The sequence below is a fragment of the Streptomyces sp. ICBB 8177 genome (assembly GCF_003144095.1).
GTDB lineage: Bacteria > Actinomycetota > Actinomycetes > Streptomycetales > Streptomycetaceae > Streptantibioticus_D.
Window position 1 is genome coordinate 2,404,309 of record NZ_NSKH01000018.1, and the last position, 17,462, is coordinate 2,421,770.

A 17,462-nucleotide genomic window follows, 5' to 3' on the forward strand; every position below is an offset into this window, starting at 1 on the left:
TCAGGAGAATGGTGTCAGATTCTCACCGCGTCCGGGCCGTCCCCCAGCCCCGAGGGACACAGTACCGGGGCCGGGGCCCGCGGGTCAGTGCTCTTGGGCGGCGGTCACCAGCTCGGTGAGGACTCCGTGGCAGTCCTTGGGGTGCAGGAAGGTGATGCGCGACCCCATCGAGCCGGTGCGCGGCTGCTCGTAGAGCACCCGTACGCCCTTGTCGCGGATGGCGGCGGAGTCGGCGTCGACGTCGGCGGTGCCGAAGGCGATGTGGTGCACGCCCTCGCCGTTCTTGGCCAGCCACTTGCCGACCGCGGAGTCCTCGCGGGTCGGCTCCAGCAGCTGGAGGTAGGAGGCGCCGCCGTCGGAGGTCTCGTTGATCTTGAGCATGGCCTCCCGCACGCCCTGCTCCTCGTTGACCTCGGTGTGGAACACCTCGAAGCCGTAGGTGGCACGGTAGAACTCGACAGTGGAGTCCAGGTCGAAACAGGCGATCCCGATGTGGTCGATGCGCGTCAGCATGGAACCAGTGCACCGCCGACACGCGTGGTCACGCAACGTGCGCGCCGTCACACCCTCGGGCCGGTGACCGGCGGCGGTACCCGTCAGTACATTGGCCTTAACCCTCGTTAACTCCCTTACGCAAAGGGGCCGCGCCATGACCAGCCAGGCACGCACGTCCGTGATCGTCGCAGGTGCCCGTACGCCGATGGGCCGCCTGCTCGGCAGTCTGCGCACCTTCTCCGGCGCCGACCTCGGCGGGATCGCCATCAAGGCCGCTCTGGACCGGGCCGGAATCGGCGGCGACCAGGTGCAGTACGTGATCATGGGCCAGGTCCTCCAGGCCGGCGCGGGCCAGATCCCGGCCCGCCAGGCGGCCGTCAAGGCGGGCATCCCGATGTCGGTGCCGGCCCTGACCGTCAACAAGGTCTGCCTGTCCGGCCTCGACGCCATCGCGTTGGCCGACCAGCTCATCCGGGCCGGAGAGTTCGACGTCGTCGTCGCGGGCGGCCAGGAGTCGATGACCAACGCGCCGCACCTGCTGCCGAAGTCCCGCGAGGGCCACAAGTACGGCGCCATCGAGATGCTCGACGCGATGGCGCACGACGGCCTCACCGACGCGTTCGAGAACATCGCGATGGGCGAGTCCACCGAGAAGCACAACACCCGCCTGGGCATCCAGCGTGCCGACCAGGACGAGATCGCCGCGCTGTCCCACCAGCGGGCCGCCGCCGCGCAGAAGAACGGCCTGTTCGAGGCGGAGATCACGCCGGTGGAGATCCCGCAGCGCAAGGGCGAGCCGGTGGTCTTCAGCAAGGACGAGGGCATCCGCCCGGAGACCACCGCCGAGTCGCTCGGCAAGCTGCGCCCGGCGTTCGCCAAGGACGGCACGATCACCGCCGGCACCTCCTCGCAGATCTCCGACGGCGCCGCCGCCGTGGTCGTGATGAGCAGGGCGAAGGCGGAGGAGCTCGGCCTGGAGTGGATCGCGGAGATCGGCGCGCACGGCAACGTGGCGGGCCCCGACAACTCCCTCCAGTCCCAGCCGTCCAACGCCATCCGGCACGCCCTGCGCAAGGAGGGCCTGGCCGTCGGCGACCTCGACCTGATCGAGATCAACGAGGCGTTCGCCGCGGTCGCCGTCCAGTCGATGAAGGACCTCGGCGTGACACCCGAAAAGGTGAACGTCAACGGCGGCGCGATCGCCCTGGGCCACCCCATCGGCATGTCGGGCGCCCGTATCGTCCTGCACCTGGCGCTGGAACTGCGGCGCCGGGGCGGCGGCGTGGGCGCGGCGGCGCTGTGCGGCGGTGGGGGCCAGGGCGACGCGCTGATCGTCCGGGTACCGCGCGCCTGATCACGGACCCGGCGCGGCCGGACGGCCATCGAGCCGTCCGGCCGCGCCGGTACCGGCGGGCCCGGGCAGGAAGACCTTAGGTGAGGAGCACAGTGGACGTATCGACCCTCGTCGCGCAGGCAAGGGAGGGCAGGCCGCGTGCCGTGGCCCGGCTCATCAGCCTCGTCGAAGGCGCCTCCCCGCAGCTGCGCGAGGTCATGTCCACCCTCGCCCCGCTCACCGGCAACGCCTACGTGGTCGGCCTGACCGGCTCGCCGGGCGTCGGCAAGTCCACCACGACCTCCGCCCTGGTCACCGCTTACCGCAAGCGCGGCAAGCGGGTCGGCGTGCTGGCGGTGGACCCCTCCTCGCCGTTCTCCGGCGGCGCGCTGCTGGGCGACCGGGTGCGGATGAGCGAGCACGCCTCCGACCCCGGCGTCTACATCCGCTCCATGGCGACCCGCGGTCACCTCGGCGGGCTGGCGTGGGCGGCGCCGCAGGCGATCCGGGTGCTGGACGCGGCCGGGTGCGAGGTGATCCTCGTCGAGACGGTCGGCGTCGGGCAGTCCGAGGTGGAGATCGCGGCGCAGGCCGACACCAGCGTGGTGCTGCTCGCCCCGGGCATGGGCGACGGCATCCAGGCCGCCAAGGCGGGCATCCTGGAGATCGGCGATGTCTACGTGGTCAACAAGGCCGACCGGGACGGCGCCGACGCCACCGCCCGCGAGCTCAACCACATGCTGGGCCTGGGCGAGGCGCGCGGCCCGGGCGACTGGCGGCCGCCGATCGTCAAGACGGTCGCCGCCCGCGCGGAGGGCGTCGACGAGGTGGTCGAGGCGCTGGAGAAGCACCGCGCCTGGATGGAGGAGCACGGCGTGCTCACCGCCCGCAGGCGGCGCCGCGCGGCCCAGGAGGTCGAGAACATCGCGCTGACCGCCCTGCGCGCCCGCATCGGGGACCTGCACGGCGACCGCCGGCTCGACGCCCTGGCCGACGGCGTGCTCGCGGGCGCCCTGGACCCGTACACGGCCGCCGACGAACTCGTCGCGGGCCTGACGGCCCAGGACGAGGACTGAGCCGGAAAGCCCGGGAAGCGGCCCGGGCCGGGTCGCCCAGGCCGCGGCGGCGCGTCAGCCCGTCGGCCGCGCCGCGGGCCGGCCCTTCGGCCGCACCGCGCGTCAGACCCTCGGCCGCACCGACCGCAGGCGCTTGGCGACCGGCGTCAACGCCCTTTGCAGGGACTCCAGTTCGTCCCGGGTGAGCAGGTCGATGAAGTACTCCCGCACCGACGCCACGTGATGCGGCGCCACCTTCGTCATCGTCTCCCAGCCGTGGTCGGTCAGGACCGCGAACAGGCCGCGCCGGTCGGACTCGCAGTTCTCCCGCCGCACCAGCCCGGCGTTCTCCATCCGGGTGATCTGATGGGAGAGGCGGCTCTTGGACTGGAGCGTGGACCGCGCCAGGTCGCTCATCCGCATCTGCCGGTCCTCGGCCTCCGAGAGGTTCACCAGGATCTCGTAGTCGTTGTAGGTCAGGCCGAATGGCTGAAGGTCCCGTTCCAGCTGGTAGGTGAGCAGCCGGGACACTTCCAGATGGGTACGCCAGGCGCGCTGTTCGTCGTCGTCGAGCCAGCGCGGCGCCTTCTCGGTCTCCATGACGTCAAGTCTGTCCAATTGGTTGAAACTCGGATCAATCGAATGAGTTCGACCGCGCGAGACCGGCCGACAATTGTTCGACATTACACTCCGGAGGTCACCCCTCACAATCCGGAGTGGGGTTGTCCGGCCGGAACTCCGGGCTGCCGCGGCACCACACCGGTGTCGATGCCGTCCATCAGCCGCTCACTGGACTGGAGCAGTACCTGTCCGGCACCGACGAATTCGAATTGGTGCTCCTCGCCCGAGACGCCGCCGAGTCCGGTGAGCATCCGCACGCCGCCCAGGACGCCGCGCAGATAGGCGTGGTCGTAGTGGTGGCAGGGCGAGGGGCAGTCCGCCCAGCCCACCAGGGCCTGCGGATCGACCCGGACCGGTGGTTCCACGAAGACCACCGCGCCGTTGGAGGCGGCCACGAACTTTCCCGTTCCGATGAGGGTGAGAAAACCCGGGATGATGGACTGTTTCAGCGACAGCCCCGGCTGGAAAGCCAGCAGATTGCCGGACCTGATGGTGAGATTGCCGTCCGACAGGTCGTAGGAGTTGATGTCGAAGGCCCGGTCGGCGAGGAGCATCTTGCCCTGGCCCTGCGCCACCACCCAGTCCGCGGCGTGCAGCGGGGAATGGAAATTGACCGAGATCAGCCGGTCCAGCGGGCCGTGGCCCAGACCGTGAAAGTCGATCCGGCCGTAGTAGGCGACCATTTTCCCGCGTTGCAGGAACCACTCGCCGTTCAGGTCCACGCTGAACGCGTAAGGATTGACGTTGTCGTCGCTCGGCAGCGTGTACGGGTCGAAGACCACCGGCCCGCCCGTGGCAGCGTTCACAGTTTCTCCTCCGACGCCTGCACGTACACCGCACCCTCACCCGTCAGCTCCAGCTGGAAGGTCTCGCCCGAACCGCGGCCGACCAGCTCACGCCAACCGACCGCGGCGACGAGCCTGTTGCGCACCTCACCGCGGTGCGCCACGTAGGCCTGCGGATCGACGTGCACCGCGGCGCCCGGACGGATCGGCAGCTCGAACACGCCGCCGTGTGCCAGTACGGCCACCGCGCCCGATCCGCTCAACGTGGTGGTGAACAGGCCCTGACCGGTGACCTGGCCGCGGACCACCCCCATCACACCGCCCTGGGAGCCCAGGAACATCGTGCCCTGCCGCAGCCCGCCCTCGAAGGCCAGCAGCCGGTCGGACTCCACGTGGAGCGTCTCGCCGGTCAGCTCGACCACGTGCGCGTGGTGGCCGCCGTGCCCGAACATCACGCTGCCCGAGCCCTCCACGGTCATCAGCGGCGTGGCCTCGTTCGCCACCCGGCGGCCGATCATCGAGCCGATGCCGCCCTGGCCGCCGGTGATGCGCGGGGTGAACGTGACCTGCCCGGTGTACGCGAGCATCGCGCCGCGCTGGCTGAACAGCGGCCGCCCGGGCACCACTTCGGCCCGCACCATCTTCGACGTCAGCTGGGTGAAGGTCATCTCAGACCTGCCCCGCGATCGTGGTGCGCTCGCTGGGCTGGACGTACACCAGTCCGTCGCCCTCGAAACGGATCTGGAACGACTCGCCGGACGCCTCGCCCGCGAAGGTGCGCCAGTTGACGCCGGACTGGAAGCGCTGCCGCAGGTTCCCGGTGTGCGCCACGTACGCGCCCGGGTCGACCTGGAGGGGGAAGTCGGGGCTGACCCGCAGCACGACCGCGGGGCCGTCCGAGACCAGCGCCGCCTGCCCCGTGCCCTCCACGGTCGTGGTGAACAGCCCGTGCCCCTCGCTCACCCCGCGCAGCCCGGTGAACGTCGTCCCGGTACGCAACGTGGCCTCCGTGCACAGCAGGTTGCTCGCCTCGACGTACAGCTTCTCGCCGGACAAACGCACCAGGTTGACCTCGCTCGCCCGGTCCGCGAACCAGCAGGTGCCGTGCCCCCTGACCTCCATCACCGTCATGCTCTCGCCGGTGATCCGCCGGGTCACGATGCCGCGCAGGCCGTCGCCGCCGCCGGTCAGCCGCTTGAAGGTCATCTTGCCGTCGTACGCGACCATCGCGCCGTTCTTCGCCTTCACCGCGTCGCCGGCCAGGTCGACGGCGAGCACCCTGCTGCCCTGGAGCCGGAAGAGCGCCATCTACGCCATGCTCCCGTCCCGCGCCGGCGTGCCCGCCGCGCGCTCGACCTCCAGCAGTGAGTCGCCGCGCCGCTCCTCCTCGAAGGCCCGCGCGCCGCCGCGCAGCCCGAACAGCCGCTTTGCCAGCAGGATGTAGACCACGGCGAGCGCGTTGAGCGCCAGCGTGGCGATCTTCAGGCCGCTGACCTTCTCGGTCAGCTCGTATATCTCCAGCGGCAGGAACGCGGCGGTGGCCACCACCGTCAGGTACTCCGCCCAGCGCTTGGCGAACCACAGCCCGACGCCCTCGACCAGTTCGATCAGCGCGTACGCCAACAGCGCGGCGGCGACCGCGAGCAGCGTGGAGCGCTTGTAGGTGAACGTCTTGCGGATGGTGTCGACTATGGGGGAGTGGTTGACGTCGTAGTGGAAGTGCAGGGCGACCGGCCGGAAGACCGTCAGGTCCTGCTCGAACAGCCGCTGCACCGCGTTCTGCGAGTTGCTGAACTTCCACACCGCCACCGCGACCAGCACGATGAAGACCCCGCGCACCACCCGCTCGAACGCCAGCAGCCGCAGGATCAGCAGGTCCCGCAGCGCCCGGCCGCGCGGCACCTCGGGCGCCTGGCCTGCCGGTCCCGCGCCGTGCGGCTCGCCCAGCACGAAGTCACCGCAGCGCAGGCAGCGCCAGGCGTCACCGAGCGCGGTCGACGCGTGCAGCCGCTCGCGCAGCCCCGCCTCGCTGGGCGCGTACGTCGTGTGACCGCGCCGGGCGCAGGTGCGGCGGTTCCAGTCGAGCTTCATCGGTCCCCCGGTGGGCTGTCGGCCCGCGCCCCGGCCGTCGCCGCGGTCGCGTGCCAGTGATCACTTACAGCGACGATGCTAATGGTGACCACCGACACCCCTACCCCGTTCCGCAGCCCTGGGACCGGACTGCGACAATGGGGACGCTTGTGCACCGCTTCACAAAGCCGGGCCCGTGCGGGACCGGACCGTTCGTGATCCATCGGATATGAGGACCCTCGTGGACGTGAAGACCGCCGCCGCCCTGCGCCGCCTGCGCATCATCTCCATCGCCGAGGCCATCTCGTTCCTGGCCCTGCTGATCTTCGGCTCGCTGCTCAGCCGCATCAGCAGCATCAACCTGCTCATGCCGCTCGGCCTGCTGCACGGCGCGCTGGTCGTCGTCTACTTGGTCTTCCTGGCCGACGTGTGGAACAAGGCCAAGTGGCCGATGAGCCGCGTCTGGCTCTTCCTGCTCTGGGCGGTGCTGCCGACCGGCGGCTTCTTCGGTGACCGGATGATCCGGCGCGAGGAGTCGGCCGGCGTGATCGCCGCCAGGGCCCGCAAGGAAGGCGTGGTCAACGCGTGATCGTCGCCTTCTCCGTCACTCCGCTCGGCGTCGGTGAGGACGTCGGGGAGTACGTGGCCGACGCCGTGCGGGTGGTCCGCGAGTCCGGCCTGCCGCACCGCACCGACGCGATGTTCACCTCGGTCGAGGGGGAGTGGGACGAGGTGATGGACGTCGTGCGGCGGGCGGTCGCCGCCGTCGAGGCCCGCGCCCCGCGCGTCTCCCTCGTGCTGAAGGCGGACATCCGCCCGGGCGTCACCGACGGCCTCACCGCCAAGGTGGACACCGTCGAACGCCACCTGGCGGGCTGACCGCCCGCGTCCGCCGCGGCCGTCCCGCTGCCCGCCCGCGTCCGTGCCGCAGACCCGTTGTTCGAAGAGCGAGACGAACCCTCCCGGCATGTGACCGCCCGGTAGTCTCGGTGCCGTGCCGAAGCCGCTCAGCCTCCCCTTCGACCCGATCGCCCGCGCCGACGAACTGTGGCAGCGCCGCTGGGGCGCGGTGCCCGCGATGGGCGCCATCACCTCGATCATGCGCGCCCAGCAGATCCTGCTGGGTCGGGTGGACGCCGTGGTCAAGCCGTACGGGCTGACCTTCGCGCGGTACGAGGCGCTGGTCCTGCTGACCTTCAGCAAGGCCGGTGAGCTGCCGATGTCCAAGATCGGCGAGCGGCTGATGGTCCACCCGACCTCGGTCACCAACACCGTCGACCGGCTGGTGCGCTCCGGACTGGTCGACAAGCGGCCCAACCCCAACGACGGCCGCGGCACGCTCGCGTCCATCACCGACAAGGGCCGCGAGGTGGTCGAGGCGGCCACCAGGGACCTGATGGCGATCGACTTCGGCCTGAGCGCGTACGACGCGGACGAGTGCCAGGAGATCTTCGCGCTGCTGCGCCCGCTGCGGATAGCCGCCGGCGACTTCACGCAGGAGTGACCCCGGCACCCTCCGCGAGGGGTGGTCCGGCCCGTTACCACAAGGGTGGGGGCGGCGCGGAAGGCGCCAGGAACGCCGCGTACGCTCGTGCGTCATGAAGTCTTCTGTCCTGACCCGGTACCGCGTGATGGCATATGTCACGGGTGTCCTGTTGATCCTGCTCACGCTCGCCTGCGTCGCCAAGTACGCGATGGACGTCAACGCCGCGTACGTCTGGGTCGCCATCCTCGGCACCGCCCACGGCTGGCTCTTCGTGATCTACCTGGTCTTCGCCTTCGACATGGGCAGCAAGGCCAAGATGCCGTTCATCAAGCTCCTGTGGATCCTGCTGGCGGGCACCATCCCCACGGCCGCGTTCTTCGTCGAGCGCCGGGTCACCCGGGAGCTGGAACCGCTGGTCAGCAAGGCGGCGCCGGAGCCGGTCGGCGTCTGAGCCGCCGCCGCGGGCGCCCCGAGCCGGATCCAGCCGGAACCGAGGCGCCCCGGGTCATCCTCGGTCCGCCGCGCCGCCGTGACCTCTGCCATCGACATTTACTAGGACGTCCAAGTAAATTGGGTGGCATGGATGCCGAAGCCATTGAGGAGGGCCGCCGACGCTGGCAGGCCCGTTACGACAAGGCCGCCAAGCGCGACGCCGACTTCACGACGCTGTCGGGCGACCCGGTGGAGCCGGCCTACGGGCCGCCGGCCGGCGCCGTCGTGCCCGGCTTCGAGCGGATCGGCTGGCCGGGGGAGTACCCGTTCACCCGCGGCCTGTACCCGACCGGCTACCGCGGCCGCACCTGGACCATCCGGCAGTTCGCGGGCTTCGGCAACGCCGAGCAGACCAACGAGCGCTACAAGATGATCCTGCGCAACGGCGGCGGCGGGCTGTCCGTGGCGTTCGACATGCCGACCCTGATGGGCCGCGACTCCGACGACCCGCGCTCGCTGGGCGAGGTCGGCCACTGCGGCGTCGCCATCGACTCCGCCGCCGACATGGAGGTCCTGTTCAAGGACATCCCGCTCGGCGACGTGACCACCTCGATGACGATCAGCGGCCCCGCGGTGCCGGTCTTCTGCATGTACCTGGTCGCCGCCGAGCGGCAGGGCGTCGACCCGGGCGTGCTCAACGGCACGCTGCAGACCGACATCTTCAAGGAGTACATCGCCCAGAAGGAGTGGCTCTTCGCGCCCGATCCGCACCTGCGGCTGATCGGCGACCTGATGGAGTACTGCGCCCGGGGCATCCCGGCGTACAAGCCGCTGTCGGTCTCCGGCTACCACATCCGCGAGGCGGGGGCGACGGCCGCGCAGGAGCTGGCGTACACCCTCGCCGACGGCTTCGGCTACGTCGAACTCGGCCTGTCCCGCGGCCTGGACGTGGACACCTTCGCGCCCGGGCTGTCCTTCTTCTTCGACGCGCACGTGGACTTCTTCGAGGAGATCGCCAAGTTCCGCGCGGCGCGCAGGATCTGGGCCCGCTGGATGCGCGACGTCTACGGGGCGAAGAGCGACAAGGCGCAGTGGCTGCGCTTCCACACCCAGACCGCGGGTGTCTCGCTCACCGCGCAGCAGCCGTACAACAACGTCGTGCGCACCGCGGTCGAGGCGCTGGCGGCGGTGCTCGGCGGCACCAACTCTTTGCACACCAACGCCCTCGACGAGACCCTCGCCCTGCCCAGCGAGCAGGCCGCGGAGATCGCGCTGCGCACCCAGCAGGTGCTGATGGAGGAGACCGGCGTCGCCAACGTGGCCGACCCGCTGGGCGGTTCCTGGTTCGTGGAGGCGCTGACCGACCGCATCGAGGCGGACGCGGAGAAGATCTTCGACAAGATCAAGGAGATGGGCGCCAGGGCGGTCCCGGACGGGCAGCACCCGATCGGCCCGATGACCTCCGGCATCCTGCGCGGGATCGAGGACGGCTGGTTCACCGGCGAGACGGCGGAGTCCGCCTTCCGCTACCAGCGCGCCCTGGAGAAGGGCGACAAGCGCGTCGTCGGCGTCAACTGCCACGAGGGCTCGGTCACCGGCGACCTGGAGATCCTGCGCGTCAGCCACGAGGTCGAGCGTGAACAGGTCCGCGTGCTGGCCGACCGCAAGGCCGCCCGCGACGAGGGCGCGGTGCGCGCGACGCTGGACGCGCTGCTGTCCGCCGCCCGCGACGGCGGCAACATGATCCCGCCCATGCTGGAGGCGGTCCGCGCGGAGGCGACGCTCGGCGAGATCTGCGGCGTCCTGCGCGACGAGTGGGGCGCGTACACGGAACCTGCGCGGTTCTGACCCCTTCGAGCACGGGGAACGCGGACCCGGCGACCGCCAAGTCGCGACCACCGGGCCCGCGTTCGCGCTCCGGGAGGGGGCGAGAGCCGAAACGGCGGCCTACGCGTGGGTGAGAGAACGGACCTTTACGCAGGTGGGGGAATGGGCTTCGTATTGTTCCGCCCTCCTTTGGGGCCGGAAGTAATCGCGATGGGCAGGCCCCCGTGGCGGGCGGTGTTCGTCCTTGTTCCGCTGGTGACGCCGGTGGTCCTGGCCTGTGTGCTGGCCTTGTCCGCCTCCGACGCGGAGTTGCGGATCGCCCTTGGCGTGCTCGTGGCTGTGCCCACGGGGATCTTCCAGCATTACCGCGTCTACCTGGACGAAGACCGGCTTGTCGTCAGACGGATGGTCCTGTGGCATGTGGTTCGGCTCTCGGAGCTGACTGTGGTGCGAGCACATCCAGGGCCCAGGAGCGGCCCTGTGGTTTGGCTTACCGACCGAGGGAAGAACCGTTGCACGATCGAGTTTCCACGGATCTCACTGCAACACCGCCGCCAGCTGGCCGCTGTCCTGCGGCAGTGTCTCGCCGAACAGGATGTCCGGTTGGAGGGGCCGGTAAAGAAGGTGCTCGGGAAGTACCGCTTGCCGTAACCCCGGATGCCGTCAGGCGGTGCCCGCGAGGCCGGTCAGGAGCAGGGCCGCCAGTGACGCGGCCCAGGCGGCGTCCACCGGCTCGCCGCTGACCAGGACGCGGTGGACGACCGCGCCCGCGATGACGTCGAAGATCAGGTCGATCTCGGCCGACGGGTCGGCGCCGTCGTCGGGCGGCAGTTCGCCGCGGTCCTGGGCGTGCCGCCGGCCCGCGATCACCAGGTGCTTCTGGCGGTCCACGATCGCCTCGCGGATACGGCAGCGCAGCGCCTCGTCGCCGGTCGACTCGGCGACCACGGCCATCAGCGCCGTCTTGGTCTCCGGCCGCTCCAGCAGCCGCCCGAACTGGAGCACCACGCCCTCGATGTCGGCCCGCAGGCTGCCGCGGTCGGGCAGCCGCAGTTCGTCGAAGAGGGCCGCGACCGCGTCCACCACGAGTTCGTTCTTGTTGGCCCAGCGGCGGTAGAGCGTCGTCTTGGCGACGCCCGCGCGGGACGCCACGTCGCTCATGGTCAGACCGCCCCACCCCAGGTCGACCAGCGCCTGCCGGGTGGCCTCCAGGATCGCCTCGTCGGCCTGCTGGCTGCGAGGGCGTCCGGTCCTGGTCACCCCAGGACCCTACCGTCCGGTAACGCGTGAGACAGATCACGCGGCCGTAACGTCGTCGTAACGGAGTTCTGTTGCGATGGGAGGGCCCGGACGAGTTACGCTACGACTCGTAGCGAAAGAGCGATGACCACTGGCGCCGGTGGGGACCGGGGCCTTCGCGACACGTCATGCGTCAACACGGCGATCCGAGGACGGTCTGGTGGATATCCCGCGGTCCGGCGGGGTATCGAGGGGCTGTTCACGCTTGTCCCGGTTAGGGGGGAGGATTGACCTCATGCAGCCACGGAACATGTCCATGAGCGGCGTGGTCGACCTCGCCGCGGTCAAGGCGGCCGGTGAGGCCAGGCAGAAGGCGGAAGCGGCCCGCCGGGAGAACGCCGCCCGCGGTGACGCGGGAGCCGTCACCGCCGCACAACTGGTGATCGACGTCACCGAGGAGACCTTCGAGCGCGAGGTGCTCCAGCGTTCGGCCGAAGTGCCGGTCGTCATCGACTTCTGGGCCGAGTGGTGCGAGCCGTGCAAGCAGCTCGGCCCGGTCCTGGAGCGGCTGACCGAGTCCTACGCGGGCCGCATCCTGCTGGCCCGGATCGACGTCGACGCCAACCAGCTGCTCTTCCAGCAGTTCGGTGTCCAGGGCATCCCCGCGGTCTTCGCGGTCATCGGCGGCCAGGCCATGCCCCTCTTCCAGGGTGCCGCGCCCGAGGCCCAGGTCCGCGAGGTGTTCGACCAGCTGATCGCGGTCGCCGAGCAGCGCTTCGGCATCACCGGCCTGGTGGCCGGCGGCGAGGGCGCCGAGCAGGGGGCCGCGCCCGCCGAGCCGATCGACCCCGCGCTGGCGGCCGGTCACGACGCGCTGGACCGGGGCGACCTGGCCGGTGCCGTCCAGGCGTACAAGAACGTCCTGTCCGACAACCCCGGCGACACCGAGGCCAAGCTCGCCCTCGCGCAGGCCGAACTGCTCCTGCGGGTGCGGGACCTGGACGCGCAGGCGGTGCGCAAGGCGGCGGCGGACGACCCGGCGGACACCGACGCGCAGATCTCCGCCGCCGACCTGGACGTGGTCGGCGGTCACGTGGAGGACGCCTTCGGCCGGCTCGTGGAAACCGTGCGCCGCAGCGCCGGCGACGACCGCGAGAAGGCGCGGCTGCGGCTGCTGGAACTGTTCGACGTGGTCGGCGCCGAGGACCCGAGGGTGGTCTCGGCACGCTCCGCACTCGCCCGGGTGCTGTTCTGACGGCATCTCAGGACGATTGGCGCCGCGCCGCGCACACCGGGTGACGGGGCGCTGACGGTACGGCGGTACGGTTCGCGTGTTTACGGAATCGTGATGAAGACGCCCCGTAGTTACCGGTAGTAAGTCAGGGCAATTGTTTCGTCGGACATGACCGCTTATGTCGGTCCGATTCGATCGCGGGCCGGGCACGTTGCGTGTCCGGCCCGCACCGCGTCGCCATGCCTGGGTTATCCGACCGTTACTCGCTGGTAACGATCCCCCTTGTGCCCTGGCCGGGAATGGACCACGATCGCTGACGCTCGGTCCGTTCAACCCAGCCCGGCAACCGGTCGGCGCGAAGGCGAAGGGGTCCCCACCGGGCAGGGCCGGCGGCCACCCGCCGCGGCTCTTGGACAGGGGGGTCTCTGCCCACCACGGCAGGGCCTGTCCAGCAGGTTGCGCGAGAGCGTGGCCAGTGGTTGTCGCTCGGGGGTGATCGCCGATACTTCGGACCAAGCCGTTCGCCAGCCTGCGACGGAAGACCGATGACGGCGCTCTCCTTCCCGAGGACGTAGCACTTCTCCCATCCCAGCCCGAATCCCTTGGATCCAGGCGGAGATGTACGTCCGAGAAGGAGGAAAGTCATGGAGTCACAGACGACTCGTGGCGGAACCAGATGGAAGCGGTTCGCCGTCGTCATGGTGCCCAGCGTCGCGGCGACCGCCGCGATCGGTGTGGCACTCGCGCAGGGCGCGCTGGCCGCGTCGTTCAGCGTTTCCGGCCAGGAGTTCAAGGTCAGTGCGCAGCAACTGAACGGCCAGGGCTTCCTGCAGTACGGGTCGCTCGACGCGGAGCACAACGGCACCAAGGTCCCGGTGGCCGTCTCCGCGTTCAAGTCGGCTCAGATCACCAATCTGTGCCAGTCGGTCGTCATCCCCGTCCCGGTCTTCGGCGACGTGTCGATGAAGCTGACCGCAGGCGGTAACGGCACCAAGGTCCAGGCCTCGAACCTGTACATCGACCTGGACAACCTGAACGCCGACGCCACGTTCACGAACATCAACATCGGCGTCGCGGCTGGGGACAGCTCTCAAGGCCCGGGGCTCGCCCCTTCGGACCAGAACCAGTTCACTGAGGGCTCGTTCGCCCAGGACGCGAAGTCGGCCGTCCTGACGAACGTCAAGCAGACCGCCTGGGCCACCAGCGCGGGCACGTTCAAGCTGAGCGGCCTCGCCATGCACGTCAGCAAGGGCGACAACGAGTGCTACTGACGCACTCGCTGTAAGGCGGCCGGGGTGGGGGACGCACATCCCGTTCCTCACCCGGCCGCCCCACCGAACCACCGATCGCCGGTCGCAGGGAGCTGTTTTCAATGAGCGCCGAGTCCCAAGGGCTGCGTGACCGATTCGGCAGTGGACGCCGGTCCTTCCGTACCTGGCGTGGCGAGCGCCCGTTCTGGGCGGGTCTGCTGACGCTGCTGGGCGGACTGCCGATCATGTACTTCCCCTATGCCAACCTCACCGTCGGACAGCTGACCGTACGGATGGCCACCACCGCGGGCTCCGGCTCGCTGATCATCGGCGTGCTCCTCGTCGTGCTCGGGCTCACCCTGTGGTTCCAGAAGTCGTCGCGGGTCTTCGCCGGTGTCGCCGCCATCCTGCTCGCGCTGGTGTCGCTGGTCGTCTCCAACTTCGGCGGCTTCCTGCTGGGCTTCATCCTGGCGCTCATCGGCGGCGGCCTGGCCGTCTCCTGGGCGCCCGGCACCCCGGTCACCGGAGTGCCCGCCGCCGAGGGGCCCGCAGCGCCGGGCGACGGCGGCCAGACCGCCCCCGAGCCCGCGATCGCGGGAGCCGGCGCGGACGACGAGTCGACCAACGGGAGGAACCGTGCCGGGTGACGACGTCAACCCCGAGAACCACGCCGGGGGCGGCACCCCCCGCGCGAGATCCGGGCCGCGGCACGCCGCGCCCCGGCGGTCGGTGCTGCGCCGGGTCCAGCTTCCGGCGGGCAAGGCGATAGCCCTGGCCGCGATGCCCACGGCGGTGCTGATGGGCATGGGCCTGACCCCGCGACTCGCGCAGGCGGACGAACTGCCGAAGAACCCGTTCTCCGGCGACCACTGCGTCAGCCAGTCCGACTCCCCGTCGCCGGACGCCTCGTCGTCCGCGTCGCCGTCGGACTCGCCGTCCGCCAAGCCCTCTCCCACGCCCTCGGCCTCCAAGGCGCCGGACGCGGGCAAGAGCGGCTCCGGTGACCAGGCGAAGCCGCAGCCGACCGCCTCGGCAACCCCGAGCGCCACCAAATCCGGCACGGCCAAGGCGGACACGGTCAAGGCCGACGCCGCCCAGACGGCGCCCTCGCCGAGCGCGAGCACGTCGTCCAAGTCGTCGGCGTCGTCGGAGAACCCGCTGGGCCTCGGGAGCATCCTCGGCGGCCTGCTGGGCGGGCTGACCGGGAGCCACGGCTCCGGTTCCGGCTCGACGCCCACCCCGACCGCCTCGCCCACCCCGAGCGCCACCACCCCCAGCACGTCCCCGTCCACGAAGGCGGGTTCGGGGAGCGGTAGCGGCGGCAGCGGTGTGGCCGGCACGGTGGGCAAGACCGCCCAGGGCGCGGCGAAGACCGTGACCGACGCGGCCAAGGGCGCCACGCAGGACGTCAAGAAGACCGCCGACGCCGCCACCTCGCCCAAGCCGGACGCCTCCGGCTCGGTCACCCCGGGCATGGCCTACCCCTGTCCGACCTACGACGCGAAGGCGCTCGCCGACGCGAAGCCGGCGGACACCGGGGAGTTGCTGGCCGACCAGCCCTGGACGCTCAAGACCGACATGCTCACACTGACCGGCCTGGCGTACGACGGCATCGTCACGGTGCGCACCGAGAGCGGTGCCACCAAGGACGTGCTGAAGTTCACCGCGACCGGCGTGGACATCAAGAACCTGCACCAGCTCCAGGTCGGCCCGGACGGCACCACGATCAACGTGGGCTCCGCGCCGGGCAGCACGTCGACCATCAAGAACGGCACGGTCACGATGTACACCCAGGAGCTCAAGGGCAACCTGCTGGGCCTGATCCCGGTCGACTTCACGCCCAAGAGCCCGCCGCCGCTGACCATCCCGGTCATCTTCTTCACCGACGTCACGGTGGTCCAGGCCGGCCAGTTCGGCGGCGACCTGACGGTGCCGGGCATGCACGTCTACAAGTCCTGACCCCGTACCACCGCCGAGCCGCACAGCGGCGGGCGCCACGACCCGAGGAGCGGGCCGGACGCCCGCCGCTGTTAGCTTGTACGCGATGAACGCAACCCACCCCGCCGCGCCGGCCGTGACGGTCGTCGTGATCGCCTACGACGACGCCGCGCTCGTCGCCGACGCCATCCGCTCCGCGCTCGGCCAGGGCCCCGCGGTGGCCGAGGTCATCGCGGTCGACGACCACTCCTCGGACGGTACCGCGGAGGTCATGGACCGCGTCGCGGCCGGCGACCCCCGGGTGCGGGTGCTGCGCCGGGAGACCAACAGCGGGGGCTGCGGCACCCCGCGCAACGACGGGATCGCGGCGGCCACCTCCCCGTACGTGATGTTCCTGGACAGCGACGACGTGCTGCCGCCCGGCGCGGTGGACGCGCTGCTGACCGCCGCCCGCGCCAACGACGCCGACGTCACCGCCGGCTCGTGCGTGCGCCGTGAGCTGCCCGAGGGCCGCGAGACGCCATGGCGGCCCGAACTGCACACCGAGGCACGGGTGATCGACCGCCCCGCCGACGACCCCCGGCTCGCCGACGACACCCTGTGCGTCAACAAGCTCTACCGCACGGACTTCCTCCGGGAGCGCGAACTGCGGTTCCCCGACGGCAGGTTCACCTACGAGGACTTCGTCTTCACCGCCCGCGTGCTGGCCGCGGGACCCCGGGTCGCGCTCATCCCCGCGACCGTCTACGTCTGGCACGTGCGCCGCGGAGCCGAGCGGCTGTCGATCTCGCTGGACCGGGCAGGCGTCGACAACTGGCGCGCGCGTGTCGAGGCGCACCGCCAGGTCGTCGCCGTCCACAGCGAGGCGGGCGAGGACGCACTCGTCCGTGCGGCCCGCGCGAGCTTCCTGGACCGCTCGGTGCGCATGTACGTGCGCGAACTCGGCGGACGCGGCGAGGAGTACCGCCGCGAGTGGTGGCGGCTGGCCCGCGCTTACGTCGGCGGCTTCGATCCCGCCGACGTCGCGGCGGCGCCGCTGCCCGCCCGCCTGATCGCGGGCGTCCTGCTCGCCTCCGAGCAGCCGCGCGACCTGGCGAGGCTCGCCGCGCTCGCCGCCCGCCCGCCGCGCCTGCTGCCGCCGTACGCGGCCAAGGGCTGGAGCGCCGACCTGCCGCAGGTCGGCCTGGACGAACTGGCGGACTGCCCGCTGGACGAACTGCCGTTCACCGTCGAGGCGTTGCTGGAGCCCGGCGCGCTGCGCACCCGGCTGCGCCTGCGCGTCCACGACCTGTACGGGCGGCTCGCCGCGGCCCGCCCGCTCGCCGTCGAGGTCCGCGTCCACGACCGGATCACCGGCGAGGTGCTCCAGACCCGCACGGCCGACCTGGCCGGGTACCCGGCGGGGGAGGGCTGGACCGCCGAGGCGCCGCTCGACCTGGCCGCGCTCGCCACCGGCGAACTGGCCGTGCGCGACCTGAGGTTGACCCTGCGCTGCGCGGGCGGCGAGCGCCTGGAGGCCACCCCGCAGGCCGTGCGCCGGGGCCTGCGCCGCACCGTCGTGCCCAGCGTGCGCGGCGGGGCGCTGCTGGCGCAGCCGTACGCGACCGTGGACGGCGCGCTGGCGCTCCGGCTCGCCCCCGGGGTACGCGGAGCCCTGGACGTCGTGCGGCGCCGTCTGAAGCGCCGCTAGCGGCCTT

General features: G+C 71.1%; 20 protein-coding genes. 13 read left to right on the forward strand and 7 right to left on the reverse strand.

From position 1 onward, the window contains the following. Positions 1 to 84: 84 nt before the first annotated feature. Complete coding sequence (gene mce / locus CK485_RS19345; RefSeq protein ID WP_109452233.1) at positions 85 to 513, reverse strand: methylmalonyl-CoA epimerase; 429 nt, start codon at positions 511 to 513, stop codon at positions 85 to 87. A 136-nt stretch (positions 514 to 649) separates the two neighbouring features. Here mce and CK485_RS19350 point away from each other — a divergent pair, with 136 nt between their 5' ends. Together CK485_RS19350 and meaB are read left to right on the forward strand one after the other, a co-directional pair. Continuing rightward, complete coding sequence (locus CK485_RS19350; RefSeq protein WP_109452235.1) at positions 650 to 1,849, forward strand: acetyl-CoA C-acetyltransferase; 1,200 nt, start codon at positions 650 to 652, stop codon at positions 1,847 to 1,849. A gap of 92 nt (positions 1,850 to 1,941) precedes the next feature. Next, positions 1,942 to 2,904 carry a methylmalonyl Co-A mutase-associated GTPase MeaB gene (gene meaB / locus CK485_RS19355; RefSeq protein WP_109452237.1) on the forward strand — a complete coding sequence of 321 codons (963 nt, stop codon included), beginning with the start codon at positions 1,942 to 1,944 and terminating at the stop codon, positions 2,902 to 2,904. A 102-nt stretch (positions 2,905 to 3,006) separates the two neighbouring features. Here the strand turns inward: meaB and CK485_RS19360 are convergent, their stop codons facing one another. The 5 genes from CK485_RS19360 to CK485_RS19380 all read right to left on the reverse strand — a co-directional run bounded on the left by CK485_RS19360 (position 3,007) and on the right by CK485_RS19380 (position 6,380). Beyond that, positions 3,007 to 3,483, reverse strand: a complete 477-nt coding sequence (locus CK485_RS19360) for a MarR family transcriptional regulator (protein WP_109452239.1) — start codon at positions 3,481 to 3,483, stop codon at positions 3,007 to 3,009. 104 nt (positions 3,484 to 3,587) lie between these two features. Continuing rightward, positions 3,588 to 4,310, reverse strand: coding sequence for an AIM24 family protein (locus CK485_RS19365; RefSeq protein WP_109452241.1), 723 nt, complete (start codon positions 4,308 to 4,310; stop codon positions 3,588 to 3,590). Beyond that, positions 4,307 to 4,957 (reverse strand): AIM24 family protein, encoded by a 651-nt coding sequence (locus tag CK485_RS19370; RefSeq protein ID WP_109452243.1) that lies wholly within the window; start codon positions 4,955 to 4,957, stop codon positions 4,307 to 4,309. Before CK485_RS19370 ends, CK485_RS19365 begins: the two co-directional genes overlap by 4 nt. A 1-nt stretch (position 4,958) precedes the next feature. Next, the gene (locus CK485_RS19375; protein ID WP_109452245.1) at positions 4,959 to 5,597 is read right to left on the reverse strand and encodes an AIM24 family protein; all 639 of its coding nucleotides are present in this window, start codon (positions 5,595 to 5,597) and stop codon (positions 4,959 to 4,961) included. Continuing rightward, on the reverse strand, positions 5,598 to 6,380 hold the full coding sequence (locus CK485_RS19380) for a DUF2127 domain-containing protein (protein ID WP_109452247.1): 783 nt from the start codon (positions 6,378 to 6,380) through the stop codon (positions 5,598 to 5,600). A gap of 220 nt (positions 6,381 to 6,600) precedes the next feature. Between CK485_RS19380 and CK485_RS19385 the strand changes: the two genes are divergently transcribed. The 6 genes from CK485_RS19385 to CK485_RS19410 all read left to right on the forward strand — a co-directional run bounded on the left by CK485_RS19385 (position 6,601) and on the right by CK485_RS19410 (position 10,755). Then, positions 6,601 to 6,948, forward strand: coding sequence for a DUF3817 domain-containing protein (locus CK485_RS19385; protein WP_109452249.1), 348 nt, complete (start codon positions 6,601 to 6,603; stop codon positions 6,946 to 6,948). Continuing rightward, positions 6,945 to 7,238, forward strand: coding sequence for an MTH1187 family thiamine-binding protein (locus tag CK485_RS19390; RefSeq protein WP_109452251.1), 294 nt, complete (start codon positions 6,945 to 6,947; stop codon positions 7,236 to 7,238). Before CK485_RS19385 ends, CK485_RS19390 begins: the two co-directional genes overlap by 4 nt. 115 nt (positions 7,239 to 7,353) lie before the next feature. After that, positions 7,354 to 7,863 carry a MarR family transcriptional regulator gene (locus tag CK485_RS19395; RefSeq protein WP_109452253.1) on the forward strand — a complete coding sequence of 170 codons (510 nt, stop codon included), beginning with the start codon at positions 7,354 to 7,356 and terminating at the stop codon, positions 7,861 to 7,863. A gap of 94 nt (positions 7,864 to 7,957) precedes the next feature. Then, positions 7,958 to 8,296: a DUF3817 domain-containing protein gene (locus CK485_RS19400; protein WP_109452255.1), complete on the forward strand. Its 339-nt coding sequence runs from the start codon at positions 7,958 to 7,960 to the stop codon at positions 8,294 to 8,296. Positions 8,297 to 8,424: 128 nt separating this feature from the next. Then, positions 8,425 to 10,125, forward strand: coding sequence for a methylmalonyl-CoA mutase family protein (locus CK485_RS19405; RefSeq protein ID WP_109452257.1), 1,701 nt, complete (start codon positions 8,425 to 8,427; stop codon positions 10,123 to 10,125). A 141-nt stretch (positions 10,126 to 10,266) separates the two neighbouring features. Next, positions 10,267 to 10,755, forward strand: a complete 489-nt coding sequence (locus CK485_RS19410; RefSeq protein ID WP_109452259.1) for a hypothetical protein — start codon at positions 10,267 to 10,269, stop codon at positions 10,753 to 10,755. Between the two features lie 12 nt (positions 10,756 to 10,767). Here CK485_RS19410 and CK485_RS19415 read toward each other — a convergent pair whose 3' ends face one another. Beyond that, positions 10,768 to 11,364: a TetR/AcrR family transcriptional regulator gene (locus CK485_RS19415; RefSeq protein WP_109452261.1), complete on the reverse strand. Its 597-nt coding sequence runs from the start codon at positions 11,362 to 11,364 to the stop codon at positions 10,768 to 10,770. Between the two features lie 274 nt (positions 11,365 to 11,638). On the opposite strand from CK485_RS19415, the gene CK485_RS19420 reads away from it, so the two are divergent. From CK485_RS19420 to CK485_RS19445, 5 genes are all read left to right on the forward strand, one after another. Then, the gene (locus tag CK485_RS19420; protein ID WP_109452263.1) at positions 11,639 to 12,598 is read left to right on the forward strand and encodes a tetratricopeptide repeat protein; all 960 of its coding nucleotides are present in this window, start codon (positions 11,639 to 11,641) and stop codon (positions 12,596 to 12,598) included. Positions 12,599 to 13,221: 623 nt separating this feature from the next. Beyond that, entirely contained in the window at positions 13,222 to 13,848 is a 627-nt protein-coding gene (locus tag CK485_RS19430) for a DUF6230 family protein (protein ID WP_109452265.1), read from the forward strand. Between the two features lie 101 nt (positions 13,849 to 13,949). Continuing rightward, positions 13,950 to 14,474 (forward strand): DUF6114 domain-containing protein, encoded by a 525-nt coding sequence (locus CK485_RS19435; RefSeq protein ID WP_109452267.1) that lies wholly within the window; start codon positions 13,950 to 13,952, stop codon positions 14,472 to 14,474. After that, on the forward strand, positions 14,464 to 15,786 hold the full coding sequence (locus CK485_RS19440) for a hypothetical protein (RefSeq protein WP_109452269.1): 1,323 nt from the start codon (positions 14,464 to 14,466) through the stop codon (positions 15,784 to 15,786). The genes CK485_RS19435 and CK485_RS19440 overlap by 11 nt, the downstream gene beginning before the upstream one ends. A gap of 85 nt (positions 15,787 to 15,871) precedes the next feature. After that, positions 15,872 to 17,455: a glycosyltransferase family 2 protein gene (locus CK485_RS19445; protein WP_109453278.1), complete on the forward strand. Its 1,584-nt coding sequence runs from the start codon at positions 15,872 to 15,874 to the stop codon at positions 17,453 to 17,455. The last annotated feature ends 7 nt before the right edge of the window (positions 17,456 to 17,462 follow it).